22 protein-coding genes are annotated in these 25476 nt (G+C 64.6%); 12 read left to right on the top strand and 10 right to left on the bottom strand.

The window, feature by feature from the left end:
• The first annotated feature begins 9 nt into the window (after positions 1-9).
• The 4 genes from ACYG9R_RS22900 to ACYG9R_RS22885 all read left to right on the top strand — a co-directional run bounded on the left by ACYG9R_RS22900 (position 10) and on the right by ACYG9R_RS22885 (position 5502).
• Positions 10-306 (top strand): sarcosine oxidase subunit delta, encoded by a 297-nt coding sequence (locus ACYG9R_RS22900; RefSeq protein WP_023670367.1) that lies wholly within the window; start codon positions 10-12, stop codon positions 304-306.
• Entirely contained in the window at positions 303-3296 is a 2994-nt protein-coding gene (locus ACYG9R_RS22895; RefSeq protein ID WP_023815505.1) for a sarcosine oxidase subunit alpha, read from the top strand. The genes ACYG9R_RS22900 and ACYG9R_RS22895 overlap by 4 nt, the downstream gene beginning before the upstream one ends.
• A complete protein-coding gene (gene soxG, locus ACYG9R_RS22890; RefSeq protein ID WP_050590489.1) occupies positions 3289-3906 on the top strand; it encodes a sarcosine oxidase subunit gamma family protein in 618 nt (205 codons plus the stop codon). Before ACYG9R_RS22895 ends, soxG begins: the two co-directional genes overlap by 8 nt.
• A gap of 153 nt (positions 3907-4059) precedes the next feature.
• A complete protein-coding gene (locus ACYG9R_RS22885) occupies positions 4060-5502 on the top strand; it encodes an MFS transporter (protein WP_023823086.1) in 1443 nt (480 codons plus the stop codon).
• 18 nt (positions 5503-5520) lie between these two features.
• Here the strand turns inward: ACYG9R_RS22885 and ACYG9R_RS22880 are convergent, their stop codons facing one another.
• Positions 5521-6225, bottom strand: a complete 705-nt coding sequence (locus ACYG9R_RS22880; RefSeq protein ID WP_023700347.1) for a nitroreductase — start codon at positions 6223-6225, stop codon at positions 5521-5523.
• 282 nt (positions 6226-6507) lie between these two features.
• Here ACYG9R_RS22880 and ACYG9R_RS22875 point away from each other — a divergent pair, with 282 nt between their 5' ends.
• The 5 genes from ACYG9R_RS22875 (at position 6508) to ACYG9R_RS22855 (ending at position 14121) form a co-directional block, all read left to right on the top strand.
• Positions 6508-7050: a helix-turn-helix domain-containing protein gene (locus tag ACYG9R_RS22875; RefSeq protein WP_023815506.1), complete on the top strand. Its 543-nt coding sequence runs from the start codon at positions 6508-6510 to the stop codon at positions 7048-7050.
• A gap of 96 nt (positions 7051-7146) precedes the next feature.
• On the top strand, positions 7147-9600 hold the full coding sequence (locus ACYG9R_RS22870; protein ID WP_023823087.1) for a GcvT family protein: 2454 nt from the start codon (positions 7147-7149) through the stop codon (positions 9598-9600).
• Positions 9597-10496: a homocysteine S-methyltransferase family protein gene (locus ACYG9R_RS22865; RefSeq protein WP_023823088.1), complete on the top strand. Its 900-nt coding sequence runs from the start codon at positions 9597-9599 to the stop codon at positions 10494-10496. Before ACYG9R_RS22870 ends, ACYG9R_RS22865 begins: the two co-directional genes overlap by 4 nt.
• Complete coding sequence (locus tag ACYG9R_RS22860) at positions 10496-11677, top strand: pyridoxal phosphate-dependent aminotransferase (RefSeq protein ID WP_023670766.1); 1182 nt, start codon at positions 10496-10498, stop codon at positions 11675-11677. The genes ACYG9R_RS22865 and ACYG9R_RS22860 overlap by 1 nt, the downstream gene beginning before the upstream one ends.
• Positions 11674-14121 (top strand): GcvT family protein, encoded by a 2448-nt coding sequence (locus ACYG9R_RS22855; RefSeq protein ID WP_023744689.1) that lies wholly within the window; start codon positions 11674-11676, stop codon positions 14119-14121. Before ACYG9R_RS22860 ends, ACYG9R_RS22855 begins: the two co-directional genes overlap by 4 nt.
• 168 nt (positions 14122-14289) lie before the next feature.
• Here the strand turns inward: ACYG9R_RS22855 and ACYG9R_RS22850 are convergent, their stop codons facing one another.
• From ACYG9R_RS22850 to ACYG9R_RS22820, 7 genes are all read right to left on the bottom strand, one after another.
• Positions 14290-14871, bottom strand: a complete 582-nt coding sequence (locus tag ACYG9R_RS22850; RefSeq protein WP_023690990.1) for an NAD(P)H-dependent oxidoreductase — start codon at positions 14869-14871, stop codon at positions 14290-14292.
• Positions 14871-15452 carry an NAD(P)H-dependent oxidoreductase gene (locus ACYG9R_RS22845; RefSeq protein ID WP_023700354.1) on the bottom strand — a complete coding sequence of 194 codons (582 nt, stop codon included), beginning with the start codon at positions 15450-15452 and terminating at the stop codon, positions 14871-14873. Before ACYG9R_RS22845 ends, ACYG9R_RS22850 begins: the two co-directional genes overlap by 1 nt.
• 286 nt (positions 15453-15738) lie before the next feature.
• A complete protein-coding gene (locus tag ACYG9R_RS22840) occupies positions 15739-17142 on the bottom strand; it encodes an FAD-binding oxidoreductase (RefSeq protein ID WP_031199061.1) in 1404 nt (467 codons plus the stop codon).
• Positions 17142-18443 (bottom strand): cytosine deaminase, encoded by a 1302-nt coding sequence (locus ACYG9R_RS22835; protein ID WP_023823090.1) that lies wholly within the window; start codon positions 18441-18443, stop codon positions 17142-17144. Before ACYG9R_RS22835 ends, ACYG9R_RS22840 begins: the two co-directional genes overlap by 1 nt.
• Before the next feature lie 198 nt (positions 18444-18641).
• Entirely contained in the window at positions 18642-19493 is an 852-nt protein-coding gene (locus tag ACYG9R_RS22830; RefSeq protein ID WP_023670772.1) for an ABC transporter permease, read from the bottom strand.
• Entirely contained in the window at positions 19480-20304 is an 825-nt protein-coding gene (locus ACYG9R_RS22825; protein ID WP_023706113.1) for an ABC transporter ATP-binding protein, read from the bottom strand. Before ACYG9R_RS22825 ends, ACYG9R_RS22830 begins: the two co-directional genes overlap by 14 nt.
• A 2-nt stretch (positions 20305-20306) precedes the next feature.
• Positions 20307-21311 carry an ABC transporter substrate-binding protein gene (locus ACYG9R_RS22820; RefSeq protein ID WP_023823091.1) on the bottom strand — a complete coding sequence of 335 codons (1005 nt, stop codon included), beginning with the start codon at positions 21309-21311 and terminating at the stop codon, positions 20307-20309.
• Between the two features lie 257 nt (positions 21312-21568).
• Here ACYG9R_RS22820 and ACYG9R_RS22815 point away from each other — a divergent pair, with 257 nt between their 5' ends.
• Positions 21569-21952, top strand: a complete 384-nt coding sequence (locus tag ACYG9R_RS22815) for a RidA family protein (protein WP_023670775.1) — start codon at positions 21569-21571, stop codon at positions 21950-21952.
• Positions 21953-22005: 53 nt separating this feature from the next.
• Positions 22006-22809: a creatininase family protein gene (locus ACYG9R_RS22810; RefSeq protein WP_023823092.1), complete on the top strand. Its 804-nt coding sequence runs from the start codon at positions 22006-22008 to the stop codon at positions 22807-22809.
• Between the two features lie 9 nt (positions 22810-22818).
• On the opposite strand, the gene ACYG9R_RS22805 is transcribed toward ACYG9R_RS22810, so the two are convergent.
• Positions 22819-23328, bottom strand: coding sequence for a tyrosine phosphatase family protein (locus ACYG9R_RS22805; RefSeq protein WP_023823093.1), 510 nt, complete (start codon positions 23326-23328; stop codon positions 22819-22821).
• On the bottom strand, positions 23325-24380 hold the full coding sequence (gene cobD / locus ACYG9R_RS22800; protein ID WP_023823094.1) for a threonine-phosphate decarboxylase CobD: 1056 nt from the start codon (positions 24378-24380) through the stop codon (positions 23325-23327). Before cobD ends, ACYG9R_RS22805 begins: the two co-directional genes overlap by 4 nt.
• Here cobD and cbiB point away from each other — a divergent pair.
• Positions 24379-25356: an adenosylcobinamide-phosphate synthase CbiB gene (gene cbiB / locus ACYG9R_RS22795; RefSeq protein WP_023823095.1), complete on the top strand. Its 978-nt coding sequence runs from the start codon at positions 24379-24381 to the stop codon at positions 25354-25356. The genes cobD and cbiB overlap by 2 nt on opposite strands.
• Positions 25357-25476 lie beyond the last annotated feature (120 nt).

Here is a 25476-nt window from a genome sequence, read left to right as displayed (position 1 = left end):
TTCAAACAAATGCTTATCACTTGTCCCTATTGCGGCCCGCGCGACGTCATCGAGTTCACCTATCAGGGCGACGGCAACCGCGAGCGCCCGCAGCCCAACTCGCAGGACCTCGACGCCTGGAACGCCTATGTCTACGATCGGCTGAACCCGGCCGGCGACCACAATGAGATCTGGCAGCATTCGGGCGGCTGCCGCACCCATCTGAGGATGGTGCGCAACACGGTCACGCATGAGATTTCCAGCACCGGTTTCGCCCGCGGCGACCACAATGCCGCCGCCCGGCACAAAGCCGGAGGCAAGTCGTGAGCCCGCGCCGCACCGAGACCGGCGGCCGCGTCGACCGGCTGCGCACCATCCGCTTCACCTTCGACGGCACGCCCTACACCGGCCATGCCGGCGACACGCTGGCCTCGGCGCTGCTTGCTAACGGCGTCACGCTTTTCGGCCGCTCATTCAAATACCACCGCCCGCGCGGCCTGCTCTCGGCCGGCGTCGAGGAACCGAACGCGCTGGTGACGGTGCTGCGCGGCGAAGTGCGCGAGCCCAACATCGCCGCAACCATGGTCGAGATCTATGACGGGCTGGTGGCCGTCAGCCAGAACCGCTTTCCCTCGCTCGCCTGGGACATCAACGCCGTCAACCAGCTCGGCGGCAAGATCCTGGCCGCCGGCTTCTACTACAAGACCTTCATGGGCCCTGTCTTCGGCCCCCTGAAAGGCACCCGCTTCTGGATGTTCTGCGAGCATTTCATCCGCCGCGCCGCCGGCCTGGGCCGCGCCGGTATTGCCGCCGACACCTCGCGCTACGAGCGCATGAACGCGTTTTGCGACGTGCTGGTGGTCGGCTCCGGCCCGGCCGGCCTGTCAGCCGCCAAGGCCGCTGCCGACCAGGGCGCGCGCGTCATCCTGGCCGAACTCGAGCCGCGTTTCGGCGGCTCGGCCAACTGGTCCGGCGAGGCCATCGACGGCGCGCCGGCCGCCGACTGGGCGGCGCGCGCCGTCAGCCAGCTCGAAGGCCATGACACGGTCCGCCTGCTGCCGCGCACCACGGTGTGGGGCTATTACGACGGCAACACGCTAGCCGCGCTCGAGCGCGTCACCGACCACAAGGAAACGCCCGGCAAGGGCGAGCCGCGCCATCGCTACTGGGCGATCCGCGCCAAGACGGTGGTGCTGGCCACCGGCTCTTTCGAGCGGCCGCTTGTGTTCCCCGGCAATGACCGGCCGGGCGTCATGCTGGCGCATGCCGCCGAGCGCTATGCTAACGATTATGGCGTGCTGCCCGGCGACAGGATCGCGCTGTTCACCAACAATGACAGCGCCTATCGCTCGGCGCTGGCGCTGAGGAAGGCCGGGGCGGCTATTGTCGCCATCGTCGATGTGCGCCCCGAGCTTTCGGCCGAAATGCGCAGCCTCGCCACCGAGGCCGAAGCCGAAATCCTCTCCGGCCATGCCGTGGTCGCCACCGAAGGCGGCAAGGCGCTCTCCGGCCTCAAGGTGCAGCGCTTCGACATGACCTCGGGCGCGCTCAGCGGTGACGCCCGCAGCATCCACGCCGATTGCCTGCTGATGTCGGGTGGCTGGTCGCCGACCATCCATCTCGCCAGCCAGGCCGGTGCCAGAGCCGAATGGAACCCTGCCCGCCAGGCCTTCCTGCCGCCGAAACCGACTCGGCAATGGATTGGCGCCGGCGCTTTCAACGGCAGCTTTTCGACCGTCGAAGCCATCACTGAGGGCCGTGCAGCCGGCCTGTCCGCCGCGGGCGGAGCGGCTGCGCCGGCAGCTTTGCCGGATGTCGAAGCAGCCCCGGGAAACCCCGATCCGGCGCCGGTGTTCGAGATCAAAGCCAAGGGAAAAAGCTTCGTCGACTTCCAGCATGACGTGACTGCTGAAGACGTGCGGCTGGCGCATCGCGAAGGTTTTGTCTCCGTCGAGCATCTGAAGCGCTACACCACGCTCGGCATGGCGACCGACCAGGGCAAGAACTCCAACGTTCCGGGCCTCGCCATCATGGCCGAGGCGTTGGGCAAACCGATCCCCGAAGTCGGAACGACGCGCTTCCGCCCGCCCTATTCCGCGGTGTCGATCGGCTCGCTTGCCGCCGAACGCTTCGGCGATCTGAAACCCGAGCGCCTGACGCCCATGCATGACTGGCACCTCGCCAATGGCGCAACGATGTATTCCGCTGGCCTCTGGTATCGACCAATGATCTACGGCCTTGCCGGCGAGACGGTCGAGCAGGCCTATGTCCGTGAAGCCAGGGCGACGCGCGAAAGCGCCGGCATCGTCGACGTCTCGACGCTGGGCAAGATCGCCGTTCAGGGGCCGGATGCGGGCGAATTCCTCGACCGGGTCTACACCAACATGTTTTCCACCCTCCCCGTCGGCAAGGCCCGCTACGGCCTGATGCTGCGCGAGGACGGGCTGGCCTTCGACGACGGCACCACATGGCGGCTCGGCGAACAGGATTTCCTGATGACGACCACCACGGCCAACGCCGGCAAGGTGATGCAGCATCTGGAATATTTCCTCGACGTCATCTGGCCGGAGCTCAAAGTGCACGTCACCTCGGTAACCGACGAATGGGCGGGCGCGGCCATCGGCGGGCCGAAGGCGCGGGCCATCCTCGCCGCCTGTGTCACCGGCACCGCGGTCGACAACACAGCCCTGCCGTTCATGGGCATCGTGCGCGGCGAGATATCAGGCGTGCCGGTGATGATTTGCCGGCTGTCCTTCTCCGGAGAAATGGCCTTCGAGGTCTATTGCGGCGCCGGCTACGGCACCCATGTCTGGGAAGCCCTTATCGAAGCCGGCAAGCCGTTCGGCCTGGTCACCTACGGGCTGGAGGCGTTGGGCACGATGCGCATCGAAAAGGGCCATGTCACCGGCGCGGAGATCGACGGGCGCACTACGGCGCGCGACCTGCATCTCGACTGGATGCTGTCGAAGAAGAAGCCGTTCATCGGCTCGGCGATGATGGACCGCGAAGGCCTGATCGCGCCCGAGCGGCTGCAGCTGGTCGGCCTAGTCTCGCTCGACAACCGGCCGTTCAATGGCGGCGCCCACCTCGTCGAGGAACTGGACGAAGCCAATCCGCACGATTCCATCGGCCACATCACCGCGTGCTGCTATTCGCCGGCGCTGGGCAAGCACATCGCGCTGGCCCTGGTCGAAGGCGGCAAGGCGCGCCATGGCACCCGGGCGTTTGTCTCCGATCCGCTGCGCAAGCGGTTCGGGCCCGTCGAGATCGTCTCCAACCATTTCTACGACCCGGACGGGAGCCGCATGCATGGCTGAGCGCCAATCACCCGAACGCCAATCACCCGAGCGCCTCTCGCCGCTCGAGCCGGTGTTCCATCCGGGTTCGCACGGCAATTTCGAGCATGGCGTCGATGTCATCCTGACCGAGACCAGGCCGGGCTCGATCCTGCAGCTGGCCGCATGGCCGGGCGCGGAAAAGCAGCTGATCGAGGCGATCGGCAAAGTCACCGGCCTCGCTTTGCCCGACGGTGCCGGCGGCGGTCTCGCCAAGTTCGGCAAGGCCGTGTTCGGTTTCGCGCCTGGAAAATTCACGGTCGTCGACGATGCCGAGGGCCTGGCGGCGCGTTTTGCCAGGGACGTAACCCCGGCAATCGGCACGATCACCGACCTGTCGCATGGCCGCACCGCAATCCGCATCGCCGGCCCTAAGGCCGAATGGGTGCTGGCGAAATTCTTCGCCATCGACTTTGCGCTGCCCGCCTTCCCCACAGGCTCCGGCCGTTCGACCACCCATCACGACGTCTTTGCGCAGATCCAGCGCACCGGCGCCGACCAGTTCGACATCTATGTCTTCCGCTCCTTCGCCCGCTCGTTCTGGAAGGCGCTCTGCCATGCCAGCGAGGAGGTCGGCTACGAGGTTCAGTAGGGCCGACAGCCGTTCTGGCCTCAAGGCCAGCCGGTTCTGCCGCTAGAGAATGCTCCAATGGAAGCCCATGGTGGGGAACGTGGCCCAACCGCCCCAGGGGATTAAAAAGCTCCCGTCTCAGAGTCGGCATCGTCGTTTGGTTCGAACATCCCCATGACCGCAGAACTATCCGCTGGCGCCACGGATCGCGCCGATGTGTCGGCCACAGCCTTGCTCCTGCTGCCGCTGACGGTCGCCTGCGGCGTGTTCATGACCAGCCTCGACCAGAATGTCGTGGTCACCGCCCTGCCCGGTATCAGCGACAGCCTCGGCCGGCCGCCGAGCCAGCTCGGCCTGTTGATCACCGTCTATGTCGCCAGCCTGATCATCTCGATGCCGCTCGGCGGCTGGGCGGCCGACCGCTTCGGCCTGCGCAACGTTTACTGCTTCGCCTTGCTGGTGTTCGCCGCGTCATCGGCGCTGTGCGGATTGTCCAACGACATCTGGACGCTGGTCGGCGCCCGCGCGCTGCAAGGCTTCGGCGGCGCCTTGATGGGGACGCTCGGCCAGGTCGTCATCCTGTCGACCTTCCCGCGCAGCCGCACGCTGAAGATCAACATGTATATTTCGCTGGCCGGCCAGTCCGGCCCATTGGTCGGCCCGCTCGTCGGCGGTGCGCTGACGACCTACATTTCTTGGCGCTGGATCTTCTTCATCAACGTGCCGTTCGCGCTGGCGGCGGCCGTTCTTGCCGCCTCGCTGTTTCCGACGGCCACCAAGCCGGTGCGCACGCCGTTGGATTTCCCGGGCTTCCTGCTGGTCGGCAGCGGCATGGTCCTGCTGGTCTTCGGCATGGATTCGCTTGCGGCCAAAGACGCCGCCGGCAGCATGATCGCGGCCGAGCTGACGCTGGCGATCGTCATCCTGACGCTTGCCTCCTTCCACTGCCTGCGCGCCTGCAACCCTTTGCTTGACCTGAAACTCCTGCGCATCCGCACCTTTCGCATCTCATTCCTCACCGGTGGTGGGCTGGACACGATCGGCCTGAGCTCGGTCGTTTTCCTTTTGCCGCTGATGTTCCAGCTCGGCTTTGGCATGAGCGCGGTGCAGGCGGGATCGCTGACTTTCGTCGCCGCAATCGGCTCGCTGATCATGCGTGTCTTCATGCCGCGCCTGCTCAACCGTTTCGGCTTTCGCCGCGTGCTGGTCGTCAACACGCCGATCGTTGCTGCCATGGTAGCGGGCTTCGCCTTGATTGAGGCGACAACGCCGGTCTGGATCGTGCTCGTCTATATCTTTGCCTTCGGCGTTCTGCGCTCGGCGCAGTGGGCTTCGACCGGCAATCTCGCCTATTCCGACATCGCGCCCGACCAGCTCGCCCGCTTCAGCGCACTCTACTACATACTGTGGCAGTTGGGGGTAGCGATCAGCGTCGGCCTGGCGGCGGCGCTGTTGTCGTTCCTGGCTGGCGGCGGGCCGGCGGTGACCAACGACTTCCGCATCCTGTTCGTGGTCGAGGGCGTCATCACTTTGTGTGCGCTGTTTGCCTATCTCAGACTGACACCGCAGGACGGCGCCCATATCAGCGGCCACGGCGCGCAGATGAACGTGGAATGAGGCCCCGGTAGCCGAGCCCTATTCGCTGAACGTCACCCACTCTTCCAGCGGCACGCGGTCGGTGCGGAAGTCGTTTTCGGGTTTCGACGTATCCTCGAGGCCGAGCGCCATGCCGCAGACGACGATCTCCTCGTCGGGGATGTTGAGCACCGGCCGGATCTGCCGGTGATAGGGCGCGAAGGCGGCCTGCGGGCAGGTGTGCAGGCCCCTGCCTCGCGCCGCCACCATGATGTTCTGCAGGAACATTCCGTAGTCGATCCACGAGCCCTGGTTCAGCCGCCGGTCGATGGTGAAGATCATGCCGACCGGCGCGTCGAAGAAGACGAAGTTGCGGTCGTGCTGGGCGCGCATCTTGTCGACCTCGCGGCGGCCGATGCCGAGTGCCCCATAGAGCCCGAAACCGTTGGCGCGGCGGCGGGTGAGATACGGCTCGAAGAACTGGGTGGGGTAATAGCGATACTCGTCCCAATCGGCCTTTTCGGCGCGGATACCGGAATTCAGGATGGCATCGGTGATCTGCTGCTTGACCTCGCCCTTGACGACATAGACCCGCCAGGGCTGCATATTGGTGCCCGAAGGCGCGCGCGCGGCGACGCCAAGAATGGCTCGGATCGTCTCGTCATCGACCATGTCGGGCAGGAAGGCGCGCACCGAACGGCGCGAGATGATCGCCTCGTCGACAACAGCCGCGTTATGCGCTGCCAGGCCGTTTTTTTCCAGCATGGGCCGTCCCTTTGCGCACACTTCGAAAGCCGAACCGGCTATCGGAGAAGACCTTGCGCAGATTTCAATCCTTGGTCGCCGACCCGCATTCCCACACCCGCCGCTCGTGCCAGAGCCTTTGCATGAACCGCCAAAATCGCGCAAGCAAATCTTGTGTGTCCATGAAAATTCGCTTGATTTTTTCACGGACATGAGCTCTCATGAAATTCATTTCCAGTTTTTCATCAAGTGAGCGTTTTGGCCCCAGCTATCCCCAAAACATTGCAGGGACCTGACGAGCGCCTGCTGGCGAGTGACATCCGTGCGCTGCGCAAGGCGCGCGGGCTGACGCTGGCTGAGATCGCGCTGAAGCTTGGTCGCTCCGTCGGCTGGGTCAGCCAGGTCGAGCGCGGCCTGTCTATCCCTTCGCTTGGCGACCTCAGGGCCTTCGCAGACCTGTTCGGCGTGCCACTCAGCCTGTTCTTCAGCCACGACGTGCCGATCGAAAAGGAGCGCGGCGTTGTAGTGCGCGCCGGCAGCCGGCGCACGCTTGGCACAAGCGAATCCGGCCTGGTGGAGGAGCTTCTGTCGCCCGATCTCGGCGGTAGTTTCGAGATGGTGCGTTCGATCTTCGCGCCGGGCGCCGAGATGAAGAGCGAGCAGCTGCGGCCGACCGAGGAAGCCGGCTACATCGCCTCTGGCATTTTCGAGATCGAGATCGCCGGCGTCTGGCACCGTCTTGTCGAAGGCGATTCCTTCCGCTTCGAGCGCAAGCCGTACCGCTGGCGCAATCCCGGCAGCGAGCCGGCCGTGGTCATCTGGGTGGTTTCGCCGCCTGTTTATTGAATGCATGTCGCCCAAAAGTGTGCAGCGGTTTTGGGACAACGACATGCATCAAGCAAAAAATAGAAGCGCAGCGCGCTTCAGGTTTGGGAGAAGAATATGGCCGGTTTGCCGACCACGGCACGCGTGGTGATCATCGGAGGCGGTGTCGTCGGCACCTCCTCGCTCTACCACCTTTGCAAGGCGGGCTGGACCGATTGCGTGCTGCTTGAAAAGAACGAGCTGACATCGGGCTCAACCTGGCATGCCGCCGGCAACGTGCCGACCTTCTCGTCGTCCTGGTCGCTGATGAACATGCAGCGCTATTCGACCGAGCTTTATCGCGGTCTCGCCGACGCGGTCGACTATCCCATGAACTACCACGTTACCGGCTCGCTCCGCCTCGCCCACACCAAGGAGCGCATGCAGGAGTTCCAGCGCGCCAAGGGCATGGGCCGCTACCAGGGCATGGACATCGCCATTGTCGGCCCTGATGAGATCAAGCGCCGCTATCCCTTCATCGAGACGCATGGCCTCAAAGGTGCGCTCTACGATCCAAACGACGGCGACATCGACCCCGCGCAGCTGACGCAGGCACTGGCCAAGGGTGCGCGCGACATAGGCGCCAGGATCGTCCGCTTCTGTCCGGTGTCAGGTGTGCGCCGCGAGAACGACGAATGGGTTGTCGAGACGCCGCAAGGCGAGATCCGTTGCGAGATCGTCGTCAACGCCGCCGGCTACCGAGCCGCGGAAGTCGGCAAAATGTTCGGCCGCGACGTCCCGATGATGGTGATGAGCCATCAGTACATTTTGTTCGAGGAAATCCCCGAACTGGTGGCCTGGTCGAAGGAGCAGGGCAAGAAGCTGCCGCTGCTGCGCGACGTCGACACCTCCTACTATCTGCGCCAGGAAAAGAACGGCATGAATCTCGGTCCCTATGAGCGCAATTGCCGCGCGCATTGGGCAACCCACAACGACCCGATGCCGGAGGACTTTTCCTTCCAGCTCTTCCCCGACGATCTCGACCGTCTCGAGCACTACCTTGCCGATGCCGTAGCCCGCGTGCCGATTCTCGGCACTGCCGGCCTGTCCAAGGTGATCAACGGGCCGATCCCTTACGCGCCGGACGGCAATCCGCTGATCGGTCCGATGCCCGGCGTTCCCAACGCGTTCGAGGCCTGTGTCTTCACCTTCGGCATCGCCCAGGGCGGCGGCGCCGGCAAGGTGCTGGCCGAATGGGTGACGCAGGGCCAGACCGAATGGGACATGTGGTCTTGCGATCCGCGCCGTTTCACCAGCTTTGCGGCCGCCCCCGACTATAGCGTCGCCAAGGGCATGGAGATCTACGGCAACGAATACGCCATCCAGTTCCCGCGCCATGCCTGGCCGGCCGGGCGCGACCGCAAGCTGTCGCCGATCCACGATCGCATCAAGGCGCTCGGCGCCCAGTTCGACGCCTATAATGGCTGGGAGCGTGCCACCTGGTATGCGCAACGCGGTGACGACACGTCGGAAGAAGCAACACTCACCTTCCGCCGCGACGGGCCGTGGCAGCACCGCGTGCGCGAAGAATGCCTGGCGGTGCGCGACGCCGCCGGCATTCTGGACCTGCCCGGCTTCTCGCGCTTCAACCTCGAAGGTCCTGGCGCAGCCGAATGGCTGGCGCTGCAGGTCACCGGCCTGGTGCCCAAGCCCGGCCGCATCGGCCTCGCCTATTTCGCCGACGACAAGGGCCGCATCGTCACCGAGATGTCGGTGGTGCGCCATGGCGAAGAGCAGATGACGCTGATCACCGCGGCGGTAGCGCAGTGGCACGATTTCGAATGGCTGAAGTCGCGCCTGCCGAAGGACGCAGCTTTCACCCTCACCGACAGGACCGAAGACTATTCGACGCAAATCCTCGCCGGCCCCAATTCGCGCAAGATCCTGGCCGAGGTCTGTGGCGCGGATCTCTCGCTGCCCTGGCTGACGCATCAGGAAACCACCATCGCCGGCCGCTGGGCGAAGCTGGTGCGGGTATCCTTCGCCGGCGAACTCGGCTGGGAAATCCACACCAAGGTGGGAGACACCGCCGCCATCTTCGACGCCGTCTGGACGGCGGGACAAAAACACGGTCTGAAACCGTTCGGCATGTATGCGCTGGATTCGCTGCGCCTCGAAAAGGGCTACCGGACCTGGAAGGGCGACCTGTCGACCGACTATACGGTCCTGCAGGGCGGGCTCGAGCGCTTCGTAAAATGGGACAAGCCCGACTTCCGCGGCAAGGCAGCCCTGCAGAACGAAAAGCAGCAAGGCGTAAAGAAGCGCTTCGTCACGCTGGTGGTCGAAAACCCCGGCGATTGCGACGCGCCGTCGGTGTCGACGCTCTGGCATGACGGCAAGATCGTCGGCGAGACGACGTCCGGCGGCTGGGGGCATCGCATCGACAAATCGATCGCGCTCGGCATGCTGCGCGCCGACCTGGCTGAACCCAATACCGCGATCGAGATTGAAATTTTTGGCGATCGTTTCAAGGCGGTCGTGCAGAAAGACGAGCCGCTGTGGGATCCGAAAAACGAAAGATTGAGAGCATGAAGAAAGTCATTCTCACCGATGGCGGCATGGGCCAGGAACTGGTCCGCCGCAGCAGCTCCGAGCCGACGCCGCTCTGGTCGGCCAGGGTGCTGATCGACGAGCCGGATCTGGTGCGTGGCCTGCATGCCGAATTCATCCGGGCCGGCGCTCGCGTCATCACCATCAACACCTATTCGGCGACGCCGGAGCGGCTCGCGCGGGAAGGAGCAGAAGACCTCTTCAGGCCCTTGCAGAAGCGCGGCATCGAATTGGCAAGACAGGCACGCGAGGAGGCAGGCGATGCAGCGATCGCCGGCTGCCTGTCACCGCTGTTCGGCAGCTATGCGCCGGCGCTGACCATATCGTTCGAGGAGACGCTGGAAATCTATCGCCGCATCGTCGCCGAGCAGGCCGATGGCGTCGACCTGTTCCTGTGCGAGACCATGGCCTCAGCCGAGGAAGGCCGTGCGGCCGTTACCGCTGCGTCGGAAAGCGGCAAACCTGTCTGGGTGTCTTGGACGCTCGCCGATCACGGCGCGCCGCGGCTGCGCAGCGGCGAAACAATAGCGGCAGCGGCGGACGCCCTCGACGGCCTGACGGTTGCAGCGCGCCTGGTGAATTGCTGCCGGCCAGAAGCTATCGCCGCGGCACTGCCCGAATTGATTGCTCTCGGCGGCCCGGTCGGCGCCTATGCCAATGGCTTCACCTCTGTCGAAGCGCTCAAGCATGGTGGAACGGTGGAAGTGCTGCACGCACGCCACGACCTTGATCCGGATGCCTATGCCCACCAGGCGCTCGGCTGGGTCGCCGCTGGCGCCACCATCGTCGGCGGCTGCTGCGAAGTCGGCCCTGCCCACACCGCCGCCTTGCGCGACCGGCTCGAACAGGCCGGCCACGAAATCTCGGGAGTATCCTGATGCCCAGACCATCATCGCGCATTTCCGGCATCGTGCCTTCGGGCAAGGATGGCTGGGAGGTCCACACCGAGGCATGGGCCCGCAAGGAGGCGGGCCAGGACATCATCATGCTGTCGGTCGGCGACCATGATTTCGATACGCCGAGCCAGACCATCGAAGCCTGCGTGACGGCGGTTCGCGGCAGCAACCACCACTACACCCCGCTTCCCGGCGTTCCGCGCCTGCGCAGGGCGATGGCGGCGGCCTCGACCGCCTGCACCGGGGTCGAGACGAGCCCCGACCAGGTGATCGCCACGCCGGGCGGTCAGGCCGCCCTTTACGCGGCGGTGCAGGCCGTTCTCGACCAGGGCGACCACGCTATCGTGGTGGCGCCCTACTACGCGACTTATCCCAACACCTTCAGCGCCGCCGGCGCCAGCTTCACCGTCGTCGAGACGCCGGCCGGAGACGGTTTCCAGCCGCACGCCGAGATGATCCGCGCGGCGCTCAAGCCCAACACGCGCGCCATTTTGATCAACACGCCGAACAACCCGACCGGCGCCGTCTATTCGCGTGAGCGTCTGGAAGAGCTGGCCGAGATCTGCCGCGAGCACGATCTCTGGCTGCTGTCGGACGAGGTCTACTGGACGCTCGGCGGCGGCGAGCACATCTCGCCGCGCGGCCTGCCCGGCATGGCGGAGCGCACGCTGGTCATCAATTCGATGTCCAAGAGCCATGGCATGACCGGCTGGCGCATGGGCTGGCTGACCGGCCCAGCGCAGATGATCACGCTGTTGACCAATCTCAATCTGGTGACGACCTACGGCCTGCCGGCCTTCATCTCTATCGCCTGCGCCGAGGCGCTGGAGAACCGCTTTGGCGTCAGGGAGATCGCCGAACGCTATGCGGCGCGCCGCACCGTCCTGCTCGACGCCGTGCGCGGCATGAACAATATCAGCGTGCACGGCTCCGAGGGCGGCATGTATGTCATGCTCGACATCTCCGCAGTCGAGCCCGACGACGAGAAATTCGCCTGGGCCTTTCTCGACCAGGAGAGTGTCGGCGTCATGCCGGGTTCCAGCTTCGGCAAGGCCGCTGCCGGCCACATCCGCATCAGCCTCTGCCAACCGGAGCCGGTGCTTCAGGAAGCCGCAAAACGCCTGCGCCGCTTCGCATCCGGCTATCGCCGCGAGGCCGCATGACCAGAAGCATTCCCACCAAGGCCCGCGCGGTTATTATCGGCGGCGGTGTCTCCGGCTGTTCGGTCGCCTACCACCTGGCCAAGCTCGGCTGGACCGACATCGTGCTGCTCGAACGCAAGCAGCTGACCTCGGGTACGACCTGGCACGCCGCCGGCCTGATCGGCCAGCTGCGCGGCTCGCAGAACATGACGCGGCTGGCCAAATATTCGGCCGACCTCTACGTCAAGCTGGAAGCCGAAACGGAAGTCGGCACCGGCATGCGCCAGGTCGGCTCGATCACCGTGGCGCTGACTGAGGAGCGCAAGCACGAGATTTATCGGCAGGCCTCGCTCGCCCGCGCCTTCGATGTCGATGTGCGCGAGATTTCGCCTGGTGAAGTCAAGGAGATGTACCCGCATCTCAACGTGTCCGATGTGGTCGGCGCCGTGCATCTGCCGCTCGACGGCCAGTGCGATCCGGCCAACATCGCCATGGCGCTGGCCAAGGGCGCCCGCCAGCGTGGCGCCGCCATCGTCGAGAATGTGAAGGTCACCAAGGTCCATACCAAGGCCGGTCGCGTCACCGGTGTGTCGTGGGCGCAAGGCGACGACCAGGGCACGATCGAGGCCGACATCGTCGTCAACTGCGCCGGCATGTGGGCGCGCGAGCTCGGCGCCCAGAACGGCGTCACCATCCCGCTGCATGCCTGCGAACATTTTTATCTCGTCACCGAGCCGATCCCCGGGCTCGGTCGTCTACCGGTGCTGCGCGTTCCCGATGAATGCGCCTACTACAAGGAAGACGCCGGCAAGATGATGCTCGGCGCCTTCGAGCCGGTGGCCAAGCCCTGGGGCATGGACGGCATAAGCGAGGATTTCTGCTTCGACCAGTTGCCGGAGGACATGGAGCATTTCGAGCCGATCCTCGAAATGGGCGTCAATCGCATGCCTATGCTGGCAACCGCCGGCATTCACACCTTCTTCAACGGCCCCGAAAGCTTTACCCCCGACGACCGCTACTATCTCGGCGAAGCGCCGGAGCTGTCGGGCTACTGGATGGCGACCGGCTACAATTCCATCGGCATCGTCTCGTCCGGCGGCGCCGGCATGGCGCTGGCGCAGTGGATCAATGACGGCGAAGCGCCCTTCGACCTCTGGGAAGTCGACATCCGCCGCGCCCAGCCATTCCAGAAGAACCGTAGGTATCTCAAGGAGCGTGTCTCCGAAACACTCGGCCTGCTCTATGCGGATCACTTCCCCTACCGGCAGATGGCAACGTCCAGAAATGTCAGGCGCTCGCCCCTGCACGAACACCTGAAGGCGCGCGGCGCCGTGTTCGGCGAAGTCGCCGGCTGGGAGCGCGCCAACTGGTTTGCGCGAGAGGGGCAGGAGCGCGAATACCGCTATTCCTGGAAGCGGCAGAACTGGTTCGACAACCAGCGCGAGGAGCACCTGGCGGTCCGCAACAAGGTCGGCCTGTTCGACATGACCTCGTTCGGCAAGATCCGTGTCGAAGGCCGCGACGCCTGTGCCTTCCTGCAAAGGCTGTGCGCCAACGATATGGACGTGGCGCCGGGCAAGATCGTCTACACCCAGATGCTCAACCAGCGCGGCGGTATCGAAAGCGACCTCACGGTGTCGCGGCTATCTGAGACCGCCTACTTCCTCGTCGTGCCGGGCGCGACGCTGCAACGCGACCTCGCCTGGCTGCGCCGGCATGTCGGGGATGAATTCGTAGTCATCACCGATGTCACGGCAGCTGAGGCCGTGCTCTGCCTGATGGGTCCGGATGCGCGAAAGCTGATCCAGAAAGTCAGCCCCAACGATTTCTCCAACGACAACAATCCATTCGGCACCTTCCAGGAGATCGAGATCGGCATGGGCCTCGCCCGTGCCCACCGCGTCACCTATGTCGGCGAACTCGGCTGGGAACTTTATGTCTCGACCGACCAGGCGGCTCATGTCTTCGAGGCGATCGACGAGGCCGGCGGCGATGTCGGCCTGAAACTTTGCGGCCTGCACACGCTGGATTCCTGTCGCCTCGAAAAGGCGTTTCGGCATTTCGGCCACGACATCACCGACGAGGACAATGTGCTGGAGGCCGGCCTCGGCTTTGCGGTCAAAACCGCCAAGGGCGAGTTCATCGGCCGCGATGCGGTGCTGAAGAGAAAAGAAGCCGGCCTGTCGCGCCGGCTGGTGCAGTTCCGTTTGAAAGACCCTGAACCCCTGCTCTTCCACAACGAGGCGATCCTGCGCGACGGCAAGATCGTCGGCCCGATCACATCGGGGAATTACGGCCACCATCTCGGCGGCGCGATCGGACTGGGCTATGTGCCCTGCCAGGGCGAGAGCGAGGCGGATGTGCTGGCCTCGTCCTACGAGATCGAGATCGCCGGCGAGCGTTTTGCGGCGGAAGCATCGCTGAAGCCGATGTACGATCCCAAGGCGGAACGGACGAGGATGTAGCACCTTTTTACCCTCCCCTTGTGGGGAGGGTCGGCTCGCAGTCGGAGCGAAGCGGCGATTGCGAGACGGGGTGGGGGTGCGCCCTACGAGACCCACCACCCCGCTTCGCAAAAGCCGCCTTGCGGCATTTGCTGCGCGACCCACCCCACAAGGGGGAGGTGAAGAAGCTCAAAACCGCTCCAGCTTCGCCCGCACTTTCACCAGAAACGCCGCCCTCGTCCTTGGCGTCGAGGCGTCCATCAGGTAGTGCGCCAGGAAAAACGTCCGGCAGCGGCGGGCGCACAGCGCGCGCATACCGCGCAGCAAGGTCTTGCGGCCGGGCTGGCCGACGACGACGCTCCACCAGGTCGGCGCGCCGCAGGTGGTGATGACGCCGACCCTGGTGACATGTGTCATCAGCGACGTGATGCGCCCCTTGCCCAGCTTGAAGGCGACATCGGTCGCCCAGACCCGGTCGAGCCAGCCCTTCAGCATGGCCGGCAGCCCGTACCACCAGGTCGGATAGATGAACAGGATCGCCTCAGCCCAGGCGAGATGCTCGAAATGCGGTTTTAGGGCCGGATCCTCCGGCGCCCGCTCATTGTAGGCGCGTCGCTCTTCGCAGCCCATCACCGGATCGAATTTCTCCGCATAGAGGTCGAGCAGCCGCACCTCCCAGCCGCGTGCCTTCAGCACATCGACTGCGGCATCTCTGATGGCGGCGCAAAAGCTTTCGGGCACCGGATGGCAATAGACCACCAGCACGCGCATCAGAATTCATCCATCCCGGCCGCGACCTTGGCCATGAAGGCTGCCCGCGTCTCGTCGGTCGACAGGTTCATCGAATAATGAGCGAGGTAGGACACCGAGGCGCCGGGCCTGATCGTCGCGCGCAGCATCCGCTTGACCAATCTGCGTGGCGGATCGCCCATCAGCATGGCGCGGAAGCGGCTGCCGCCATAGGTGGTGACGGCGGTCAGCTTGCGGATGTTGTGGAGCGAAGGCTGCGCCTTGCCGTCGACCAATTTGAACGACACGCCGGGCAGAAACACGCGGTCGAAAAAGCCTTTCAGGATGGCCGGGAAGCCGTAGTTCCAGACGGGATATGACAGCACCAGCGCCTCGGCCTTGAGCAGCCGCTCGACATAGGGCGCGGCCGGGTCCGCAGGGCTGCGTTGGTTATGGTAATCCAGCCTCTCCCCGCGCGTCAGCCTGGGGTCGAAATCCTCGGCATAGAGATCGCAATCGTCGACCTCATGGCCGGCGGCCGTCAGCCGCTCGACGATCGTGCGGTGCAGACCTGCATTGAAGCTGGTCTCCACCGGGTGTGCGTAGAGGACGAGGACTTTCATGGGGAAATACTTGCGAGGTCGGCGCGAGGCACCCCCCTCTGCCCTGCCGGGCATCTCCCCCTCAAGGGGGGAGATCGGACTGCCGCATCGCTTTCACTAATTGTCAGCGTGTCAGATTGGCTGCGGCGTTCAGGCTGCCAATCTCCCCCCTTGCGGGGGGTGAGAAGTGGTCGGCGAAGCCGATGGGAAGCCAATTGCTTGGCTTTCCAAACGACGAACGCCCGAAGCGGCAGCGTAGGGCCTGTGCCGGCAGGACAGAGGGGGGTGCTCAAGCTCAAACCTCTGCTCATTCTGCTTTCTGCAAACCCTTGAACAAAAAAGTCCGGCCCGAGCGATAGTCGTAATCCGGATTTTCCCAGGCGATCATCTTGCCGGGATTGAGCAGGCCTTGCGGATCGGTCTCGCGCTTGAAGGCGAGCTGGATTTCATCCGTCTGCTTCATGCCGCCCTCTTCCAGCGTGTAGCGGTGCGGGTTGAAGATCGGGCAGCCATTCTCCTCATGCAGCCGGATGATTTCGTTGAGCCGCGCCTCGGTGGTGAATTTCACCAGCGGCAGGCCGAAGCAGGTGATGTTGCCGTCGAGGCGCACGAATTCGAGATGCGAAAAGACCTCGTTCGGAAACATCGCGTCCATCTTCTCGACCAGCGCCAGCTGGTTGGGAAACGGATAGAGCGATTGCAGATAGGTGATCGCGGGATCGACCCGCAGTGCCCTGAGCGTGGTGTGGTTCCACGCCAGTTCGAAGCCCGGCGGCAGGCCCTTTTTCTCTTCGTCCGTTGCCGTCGCCGCATTGAAGATGACTTCGCCGCCGGCGCGGCGGGTGAAGGCGAGGAACGCGTCTAGCCCATGCCGGGCAACCATGACGACGCAGATGCTTTGCCTGTCCCGGAAGAACTTCTGGTGGCGCTTGAAATAGAGCTGCGGCACGGGCGCGGCGATCGGCGTGATCAGCTTGGTCAGGATGCCGTCCTGGCGTGCCAGCGCGTTGCCGTAGCGGGCTGCCGGCATGAAAGCGTCGAAGCCGACGATCACGTCGATCCATTCATAGGCTGCAGTCAGCGGCATCTCGACCTCGGTGATGATGCCGTTGGTGCCATAGGCGTGGGTGACCTTGTGCAGGTCCTCGCCGGTGAGTTCGAGCGCCTTCGGCTCCGCCTCCATAGTGACGACGCGCAGGCGCAGCACATTGCCGAAATCACGCAGACCGCCGAAATTGATCGAGCCAACGCCGCCCGAGCCGCCGGCGATGAAGCCGCCGATCGAGGCGGTGTTGTAGGTCGACGGCGACAGCCGCAGTTCCTGCCCGGAATGCGCGCGCGTCGCTCTGTCGATGTCGGCGAGGATCGCGCCCGGCCCGGTGACGACGCGGCCCGGCGCTATGGCCTTGATCTCGTTCATCTCGGCAAGGTTCAAAACCACGCCGCCCGATAGCGGCATCGCCTGACCGTAATTGCCGGTGCCGCTGCCGCGCGGCGTCACCGGAACGCCATGACGGTGGCAAGCGGCAAGCACGCGGATCAGTTCGGCCTCGTTCCTGGGCGTCACGATCAGGTCGCCAGTGACGTGGTCGAGCTGCTGCTTCAGCACGGGGCTGTACCAGTAGAAGTCGCGGCTCTTCTGCTGGACGATGGCCGGATTGTCGTCGAGCTTTATCCCCTCGAGATCGCGTTTGAGCGCCGAAACATACATCATTCCACCATCAGTTCGTCGAGCTCGGCATAGTCGGGCAATTGCCTGTCGATCGCTCGGCCGTTGCGCACGACGATGCGATCCGATTCGGGCCGCGACAGCAATTCCGTCCAGCTCCGCCCTTTGAAGACGATGAAATCGGCGCTGCCACCGGCTGCCAGTGTCCCGACACCATCGAGCCGCATCACCTTGGCCGGCGTCGCCGCCACCGTCTGCGGCCAGTCGCCGACCGGATGGTCGAAATGCAGGATGCGCGTCGCCATGCGGTAGACCTCCAGCATGTCGAGATCGCCATAGGCATAGAAAGGATCGCGGGTGTTGTCGGAGGCGACCGCGACCGCAATGCCCCTCGCCTTCATCTCGTGCAGCAAGGTCACGCCGCGCCAGCGTGGCGTGGTCTGGTCGGCGCGCCGGTCCTGCAGATAGAGATTGCACATTGGCAGCGACACCACCGCCAGCCGCGCCTTGGCGACCTTGTCCAGCGTATCGAGCACGTCGAGGTCCGGCTGGCGCGCCAGCGAGCAGCAATGTCCCACCAGGATGTTGCCCCCAAAACCGTTCCAGAGTGCAGCCTCGGCAATCTTCTTCAGCGAGATCGCCGCGATGTCGTCGGTCTCGTCGGCGTGGAAATCGAGATCGAGCCCGTGTTTGTTCGCCTCGGCGAACACCTTGTCGAGAAGCTCTTCGAGATCCGGCACCATATAGGTGACGACGCCGAGGACGCCCTTGGCCGCAGCCACGCGCTTGGCCAATTTCTCGAACCACTTGCTGTCGCGCACGCCTTCGATGCCGAGCAGGCAGGCCGCCTGCAGTTCGATGCGACCGCGCCATTTCTCCCGCATCGCCTCGAACACCGGCCAGGAGATCTCCTCCTGCGGCGGCACGCTGTCGAGATGCGTGCGCAGCGCCTTGGTGCCGTGCGCGAAGGCCGAGCGCAAAGAGAAATCCATGCGCCGCGCCACGTCCTCGGCGCTCCAGCGCGCTGCACGGTCGGCGCCGGTGGCATTGAGCGCGCCCATGAAACTGCCGTCGGGATTGGGTTTGCGCGGCCAGATCTGGCCCTTGTCGATATGGGTGTGGCAGTCGACGAAGCACGGCAGGATGATGCGGCCGGCAAGGTCGATGGCGGTGGCTGGCGCTTTTGATTTCTTGTGCGCGGCGATGCTGGAGAGCTTACCGTCGGCGACGGCGATGTCGGCCAGCGCGAAACCGTCGGTGTCGTAAGTGGGGGCAAGACCTGATGTCAGCGACCGGTGAAGGCGGACGTTGGTGAGATGGTACGAGCCAGAGGTCGGTATCAAGGACCGCCCCCCTCTGCCCTGCCGGGCATCTCCCCCTCAAGGGGGGAGATTGGCAGCTTTTCCGACAGCACCCGTCTTCCAACGTCGATAATTGGCGAAATCCCGGATGACGTCCAATCTCCCCCCTTGAGGGGGAGATGGCCGGCAGGCCAGAGGGGGGTGTTTCGCGCCAGCATCTCAATCACGTCACCCAACCCCCTACCGCTCCTGCTTCAGCGCGCTCTCGTGCCAGCGGCGCAGGATGAGATGCGACACCAGCGACAGCACCAGGAAGATCAATATGCCGGTGAGCGAGATCAGGATCAGCGCCGCGAACAGCCTTGGCGCGTTGAGGCGGTAGCCGGCCTCGATGATGCGCGACGCCAGCCCCGACGACTGCCCCTGCGCGCCGGCGACGAACTCGGCCACCACGGCGCCGATCAGCGACAGGCCGCCGGCTATCTTCAAGCCTCCTAGAAAATACGGCATGGCCGCCGGCAGTCTGAGATAGCGCAATTGCTGCCAGCGCGTCGCGCCGTTGAGCTTGAACATGTCGCGCAGATTGCGGTCGACCGAATTGAGGCCGAGCGTGGTGTTGGACAGGATCGGGAAGAACGCGACGATCCAGGCGCAAAGCAAAAGCTTCACCGTCTGGTTGTCCACATAGATGTTGATGAGCGGGAAGACCGCCACGATCGGTGTTACCTGCAGCACGATGGCGAAGGGAAAGAACGACATCTCCACCCATTTCGATTGCGCAAACAGCACCGCCAGTCCGACGCCGCCGACGACCGCGAGCAGCAGGCTGAGAAAGGTTATGCGCAACGTGACCAGCAGCGCGGAGAACAGGAGCCCCGCATCGCTATAGAGCGTCCACAGCACCACGCCGGGGCGCGGCAGGATATATTGCGGGATCGCGTTCCACACGCAAATGCGGTCCCACAGCCAGATCGCCAGGATCATGATCGCCAAAGGCAAGACCCACCGGCCGATCCGCTCCAGCCGCTCCTGGCGTACGCGGCCCGCCTCTTCCGCGTCGAGCGTTGCGGCATTCTGGTCAATGGCCGTCATGGTGCGGTCCGGCTGATGTGTTGATGGCGTTGACCAGGATGTCCGAGGCCTGGCGGCAGAGCGCGGCATAGTCGGGCGAAGTGCGGAAAACCTCGTCTCGCGGATAGGAGGCGTCGATGGCAAGCTCGGCATGGACGCGGCCCGGCCGCGCCGCCATGACGACGACGCGGTTGGACAGGAACACGCTTTCGAAGACGCTGTGGGTGACGAAGACGACGGTGAAGCGCTCGTCCTGCCACAGCTCCAGAAGGTCGTTGTTGAGCTTGAAGCGGGTGATCTCGTCGAGGGCGGCGAACGGCTCGTCCATCAACAGAATGCGCGGCTTCGTCACCATCGCGCGTGCGATCGAGACGCGCATCTTCATCCCGCCGGAAAGCTCGCGCGGCACGGCGTTTTCGAAACCGGTCAGGTGCACCCGCTCCAGCATCTCCGTCACCACCGGCGCCGCCTTGGCACGCGACACGCCTTTCAGCCTGAGCGGCAGCCAGACATTGTCGAAGACATCGGCCCAAGGCAGCAGCGTCGGTTCCTGGAAGACGAAGCCGATATTGGCGCGGTCGATCGAACCGCCCCAGTCGAGCTGACCGGATGTCGGCGTCGACAGGCCCGCGATCAGCCTCAACGCCGTCGACTTGCCGCAGCCGGACGGCCCGAGCAGGCTGACAAAATCGCCCTCGCGGATGGCGAGATCGACGTCGCTCAATGCAGTCACGCCATTGGAAAACACCTTGCCGACATGGCGCAGCGTCAGCAGCATCGGGCCTTCACCCGATGCCGTCATGGGCGCCTGCGCCATCTTTTCCAGCTTCACGATTACTTCTTCAGCTCGATTCCGACACCTTTGTTGATGAAGGCCAGCGTATAGGCCTTCTTGATATCGATGCCCTCGGGCGTGACCTTGGCCTTGACCATCTTGTCATAGAAGCTCTTGATCCGGTCTTCGTTCATGGCGCCGATGCCGAGCTTTTCGGTGTCGCCGGAATCGGCCAGGCCGAACTTCTTCATCTGCTCGATCGAGAAGGCAATCTGCTCGTCGCTCATGTCGGGATTGTCTTTCTTGATCATCTCGTTGGCGGCCTTGTTGTCGCCGTAGAGGTAGTTGTACCAGCCCTTGGCCGAGCCATCGACGAAGCACTGGACCACCTCCGGCCGCTTGTCGATCGTGTCCTGCATCACCTCGATCGTCGTCGAATAGGTGTCCCAGCCATAGTCGGCGAGCAGGAACTGGTTGGGCACGAAGCCGCCTTCCTTCTTGACCGCAAAAGGTTCCGAGGTGACGTAACCCTGCTGGATCGACTTCTTGTTGGCCAGGAATGGAGCGGTGTTGTAGGTGTAGGGCACGCGCTTGGCGGCATCGAAACCGAGTTCGATGACCATCCACTGGAAGAAGGTCTGGACGCCCTCGTCGCCGAGAATGTACCGGTCGGCGTTCTTCAAATCCTCCCACTTGTCCAGCCCCTGCCCCGGGTGGGACATGATGACTTGAGGGTCCTTCTGGAAATCGGCGGCGACGACGCGCATCGGGATGCCCTGCTGGACGGCGTCGAAAGCCGACAGCAGATTGCCGCCCATGTAGAAATCGAGCTTGCCGGCCAGCAGCAGCGGCCGCCCGCTGACCTGCGGACCTCCCTGCGAAATCGTCACGTCGAGGCCACATGCAGCGTAGGTGCCGTCGGCGACGGCCTGGTAGTAGCCGCCATGCTCGGGCTCGGCCAGCCAGTTGGTGCCGAAGGTGACCTTCTCGTTTGCTGCCGCGCCGAACGTGCCGGCTCCAAGCAGCGCGACCGCAAGCGCTGAAATCTTCTGTTTTCCGTACATCGACACCACCCTTTGTTGGCTCCGGAGCGTCACGCGCCGGGCTCGACACCATTGATCCAAGAAGCAAGACACATGCCACCGCCCGGACCGCCTGCTTCTCGCGGCGATCATTGCCAAGACCGGACGGGGCCATGCTGTGCGGGAGGCATCGTGCCTATTTTTTGGACGCCTGTCCACAATCGCCCTTGTGCCATGCACCACATCTTGAACGTACTATCGGTCACGTCTTAGGCTGGTCTCGCAGACAGGAGATTGCCATGTTCAGATACCTCGCGCCGAAGTCGATCAAGCCGCCTTTCGCCCGCTACAGCCACGGCGTCGAGGTGCCGCCAGGCAAGCGGCTGGTTCTGTGCTCCGGCCAGGTCGCCATCACGGCGGACGACCAGATCCCCGAGGATGCCGGCGCGCAGGCCGAGCTCTGCTTTCAAAACATAGCGGCGATTCTGGCTGAAGCCGGGCTGGGGCTAGGCGACATCGTGCGCATAAACGCCTACGTCACCGACCGCGCCTTTCTGCGGCCCTATATGGACGTCCGCGACCGCTTGTTTGCCAGCCCCGCGCCCGCCTCGACGCTGATGATCGTGTCAGGCTTTGCGCGGCCGGAGTTCAAGGTCGAGGTCGAGGCGATTGCGGCTGGGTGATCGACAGGCGACGTTTGGCGCGCTAGGTCTCCCTCACAGTCAAGAGGCATGACATGACCGTTGCAAACAGACGCGTTTGGTGGGGCGACTACCGGACCACCGAATACGCCGCGATCGATCCGGAGGCGACGATTGCCGTGCTGCCGGTGGCGGCGATCGAGCAGCACGGCCCCCATCTGCCTGTATCAACCGATACCTCGATCATGAACGGCATGCTGGAGACGGTCATCGCCCGCCTGCCCGGCGATCTCGACATCCGCTTCCTGCCGGTCCAAACGGTCGGCAAGTCGAACGAGCATCTGCAGGCGCCGGGCACGCTCACCCTGCCGGCGGCCACCCTGGTTGATGCCTGGACCGAGCTTGGCCTGTCCGTTGCCCGCGCAGGCGTAAGGAAACTGATCGTCGTCAACTCGCATGGCGGCAATGAAGAGATCATGGGCATCGTCACGCGCGAGCTGCGCGTGCGTGAGAGGATGCTGGCGGTGAAGACCAGCTGGCAGCGCTTCGGCCGCCCCGCCGGCATGTACACCGAGCTGGAAGACCGCCATGGCATCCATGGCGGCGACGTCGAGACCTCGTTGATGCTGCATTTTCGCCCGGAGTTAGTCGACATGGCCAAGGCCGACAATTTCGCCTCCAAGGTCGCCCGCGCCGAAACCGAATTTGCGCTGCTGCGCCACACCGGAACGCACGCTTTCGCCTGGATCGCTGGGGATCTCAACCCCAACGGCGTGGTCGGCGATGCCAGCATTGCCACGGCCGAGAAAGGCCGACTGACGGCGGAGCATCAGGCCGACGGCTTCATCACCCTGTTGAAGGATGTGCGCAAGGCGAAGCTTGCCGACTGGCTGGCATAGCGGGCCGCCTTAGCCGTCGATCTTCAACACGAAAGGCGTACCCTCAAAAGCATCGGCGCCGCGTCCGATCGCCTCGATCGCTTCGATCATGCGGCCTTGTCGTGAGAGCAGAGCATCCGCGACGGCGATCAACCGTGGATTGGGCGTCGCCGAGGGCGAAAGCTTTCGCAACGTCCGAGCCAATTCGGACTCGTCGCGCTTCGGGGCGAGCGCCGCCGCGATGATGTAGGCCGAGGCGGTCGAGCGGCTGATGCCGGCGTAGCAATGCACGACCATGGGCTTCGCACGGTCCCATCGGCGGGCGAAATCGAGCAGATTGCGCACATGGTCTTCGCCCGGCATGGTCATGCCGTCCTGCGCCACCGCAATGTCGTGCATGACCAGATGCAGATGGTTTTCCCTGGCGATCGAGGCCGGCCGTGCCACCTCGGTGCCGGCGGCAAGCAGCGACAGCACGCGCTCGGCGCCGCTTCTGGCCACCGTCTCCTCGAGCTTGGCCAGCGAACAGACATGGATCATTGCGCGATCTCCCTGGCGCCATCGTCGCGCCGTGCGGCCCAGTCAGCAAGCGCAGATTCAAGCCGCTGCCATTCCTCCTGACGTCCAGGCAGTCCCGCGCGCAGCACCTGTGGGCGGTCGGAAAAATGCCGGAGCAGGATGCCGCACTCGCCAAGCGCCGAAAACAGACCGGGCGCATCGGCAAATCGCAGATAGCGAAACAGCGTCGTGCCGCCGGCGACGGGAATGCCAAACCGACCGAACAGTGCGTCGAGTCGCGCGGCATCTTCGGCCAGCCGGCAGCACATGTCGGCCTGCCAGCCGCTGTCGGCAAGCGCGCGGATGCCGTACTCCAGTGCCGGACCGGCGACGGCCCAAGGTCCGAATTGCGTCTCCAGCCTTTCGACCGTCAGCGTGTCGGAAAGCGCAAAACCGAGCCGCAGGCCGGCAAGGCCAAAGAACTTGCCGAAGGAGCGCAGCACGACGATGCCGCCCTGCCCGACATCGCCGGCCAGGCCTTCCGCGTGCGGGCCGACATCCATGAAAGCCTCGTCCACGACCAGCAGCCCGCCCTTGGCGCGCATTGCCTCGGCAAGCCGCAGCAGCCTTTCACGCGACACGACGCGTCCGTCGGGATTGTTGGGATTGACGACGATGGCAATTTCGGCTCCCGCAAGCGCCTCGAAATCGTCGACCTCCGCCACCGCATGGCCGGCAATCGCGGCGGCCCTGGCATGCTCGGCATAGGTCGGCCCGAGCACCAGCGCCTTGCCGGGGCTGACCAGCGAGGCGACGCGCGGCAGCAGGATCTGCGTGCCCGGGGCGACCGCCACATTCTCGGCCGAAGGCGCGCCATAGGCGCCGGCCGCGACCCTGGCCAGCTCACGCAGGCGCGCGGCCTCCGGCAATCGTGACAGGGCGGTGGCGGGCAGCTCGAAAAGCGGGTAGGAGTGCGGATTGATACCTGTCGAGAGATCGACGAAAGGTTGTGGCGCGTGAGGGAAGAGCGCCCTCGCCCGGCCAAGGGATCCACCGTGATCCACCACAGTAATCGCTCCATCAGAAAGCTTCATGTCGATCCTGATCGCTTTCCTGTCGCTGGCCATCGAACGCATCCTGGGTTACCCGGACTGGCTGTTCCGTGCCGTCGGCCATCCCGTCACCTGGTTCGGCAGGCTGATAGCCTTTCTCGACCACAGGCTCAACCGCGACACTGATTCCGACGCGCTGCGTCGCCGCCGCGGCGTGCAGGCGCTGCTGGTGATCGTGCTGGTGCCGGCGGCAATCGCCTTCATCGTGCAAATCCTGCTCTGGCAGCTCTTTCCTGCCGGCATGATCATCACGGCAATCCTGGCCTCGTCGCTGCTGTCGCAAAAGAGCCTTACCGAACATGTCGAGGCGGTGGCCGATTCGCTGGATACCGGCGGGCTGGCGCTCGGCCGCATCGCGGTTGCGCGCATCGTCGGCCGCGATCCCGAGAAGCTCGACCATGCCGGCGTCAGCCGCGCCGCCATCGAAAGCCTGGCCGAGAATTTCTCCGACGGCATCGTTGCGCCCGCCTTCTGGACAGGTGTCTGCGGTCTGGCCGGCGGCGTCGCCTACAAGGCCGCCAACACCGCCGATTCGATGATCGGCCACCGCACCCCGCACCACGAGGCCTTCGGCCGCGCGGCGGCACTCTTCGACGACTGGATCAACCTGCCGGCGTCCCGGCTGACCGCGTTGCTGATCGTTGCCGCCGCCTTTCTCGTTGACGGCGCCGATCCCCGCAACGCCTGGCAAGCAGTGCGGCGCGACGCCAAAAAGCACCGCTCACCCAATGCCGGTTGGCCGGAAGCAGCAATGGCCGGCGCACTCGGCCTGGCGCTCGCCGGCCCGCGCAGCTATGGCGGCGTTGTCGTCAACGATGCCTTCATGGGCGAAGGCGGCCGCCGCGAGGCGGAAAGTCTGGACATCAGGCGGGCGCTGAAACTTTATCAGGTCGCCGACTATCTGCTGATTGGGCTGTTCGGGTTGCTGTCGGCGGTGCTTATCGCGGTAACGTCCTGAGAGCTTACCGTCGCCCTTCCTTTACCCTCCCCCTTGTGGGGAGGGTCGGCGCGAAGCGCCGGGGCGGGGGACTGCGCCCTACGAGGACCCCCACCCCGCTCCGCTTCGCGGATCGACCCT

The sequence above is a fragment of the Mesorhizobium sp. RSR565B genome (genome assembly GCF_054719465.1).
Note: the sequence above shows the minus strand (reverse complement) of the source record. Positions and strands in the feature narration are given on the sequence as shown.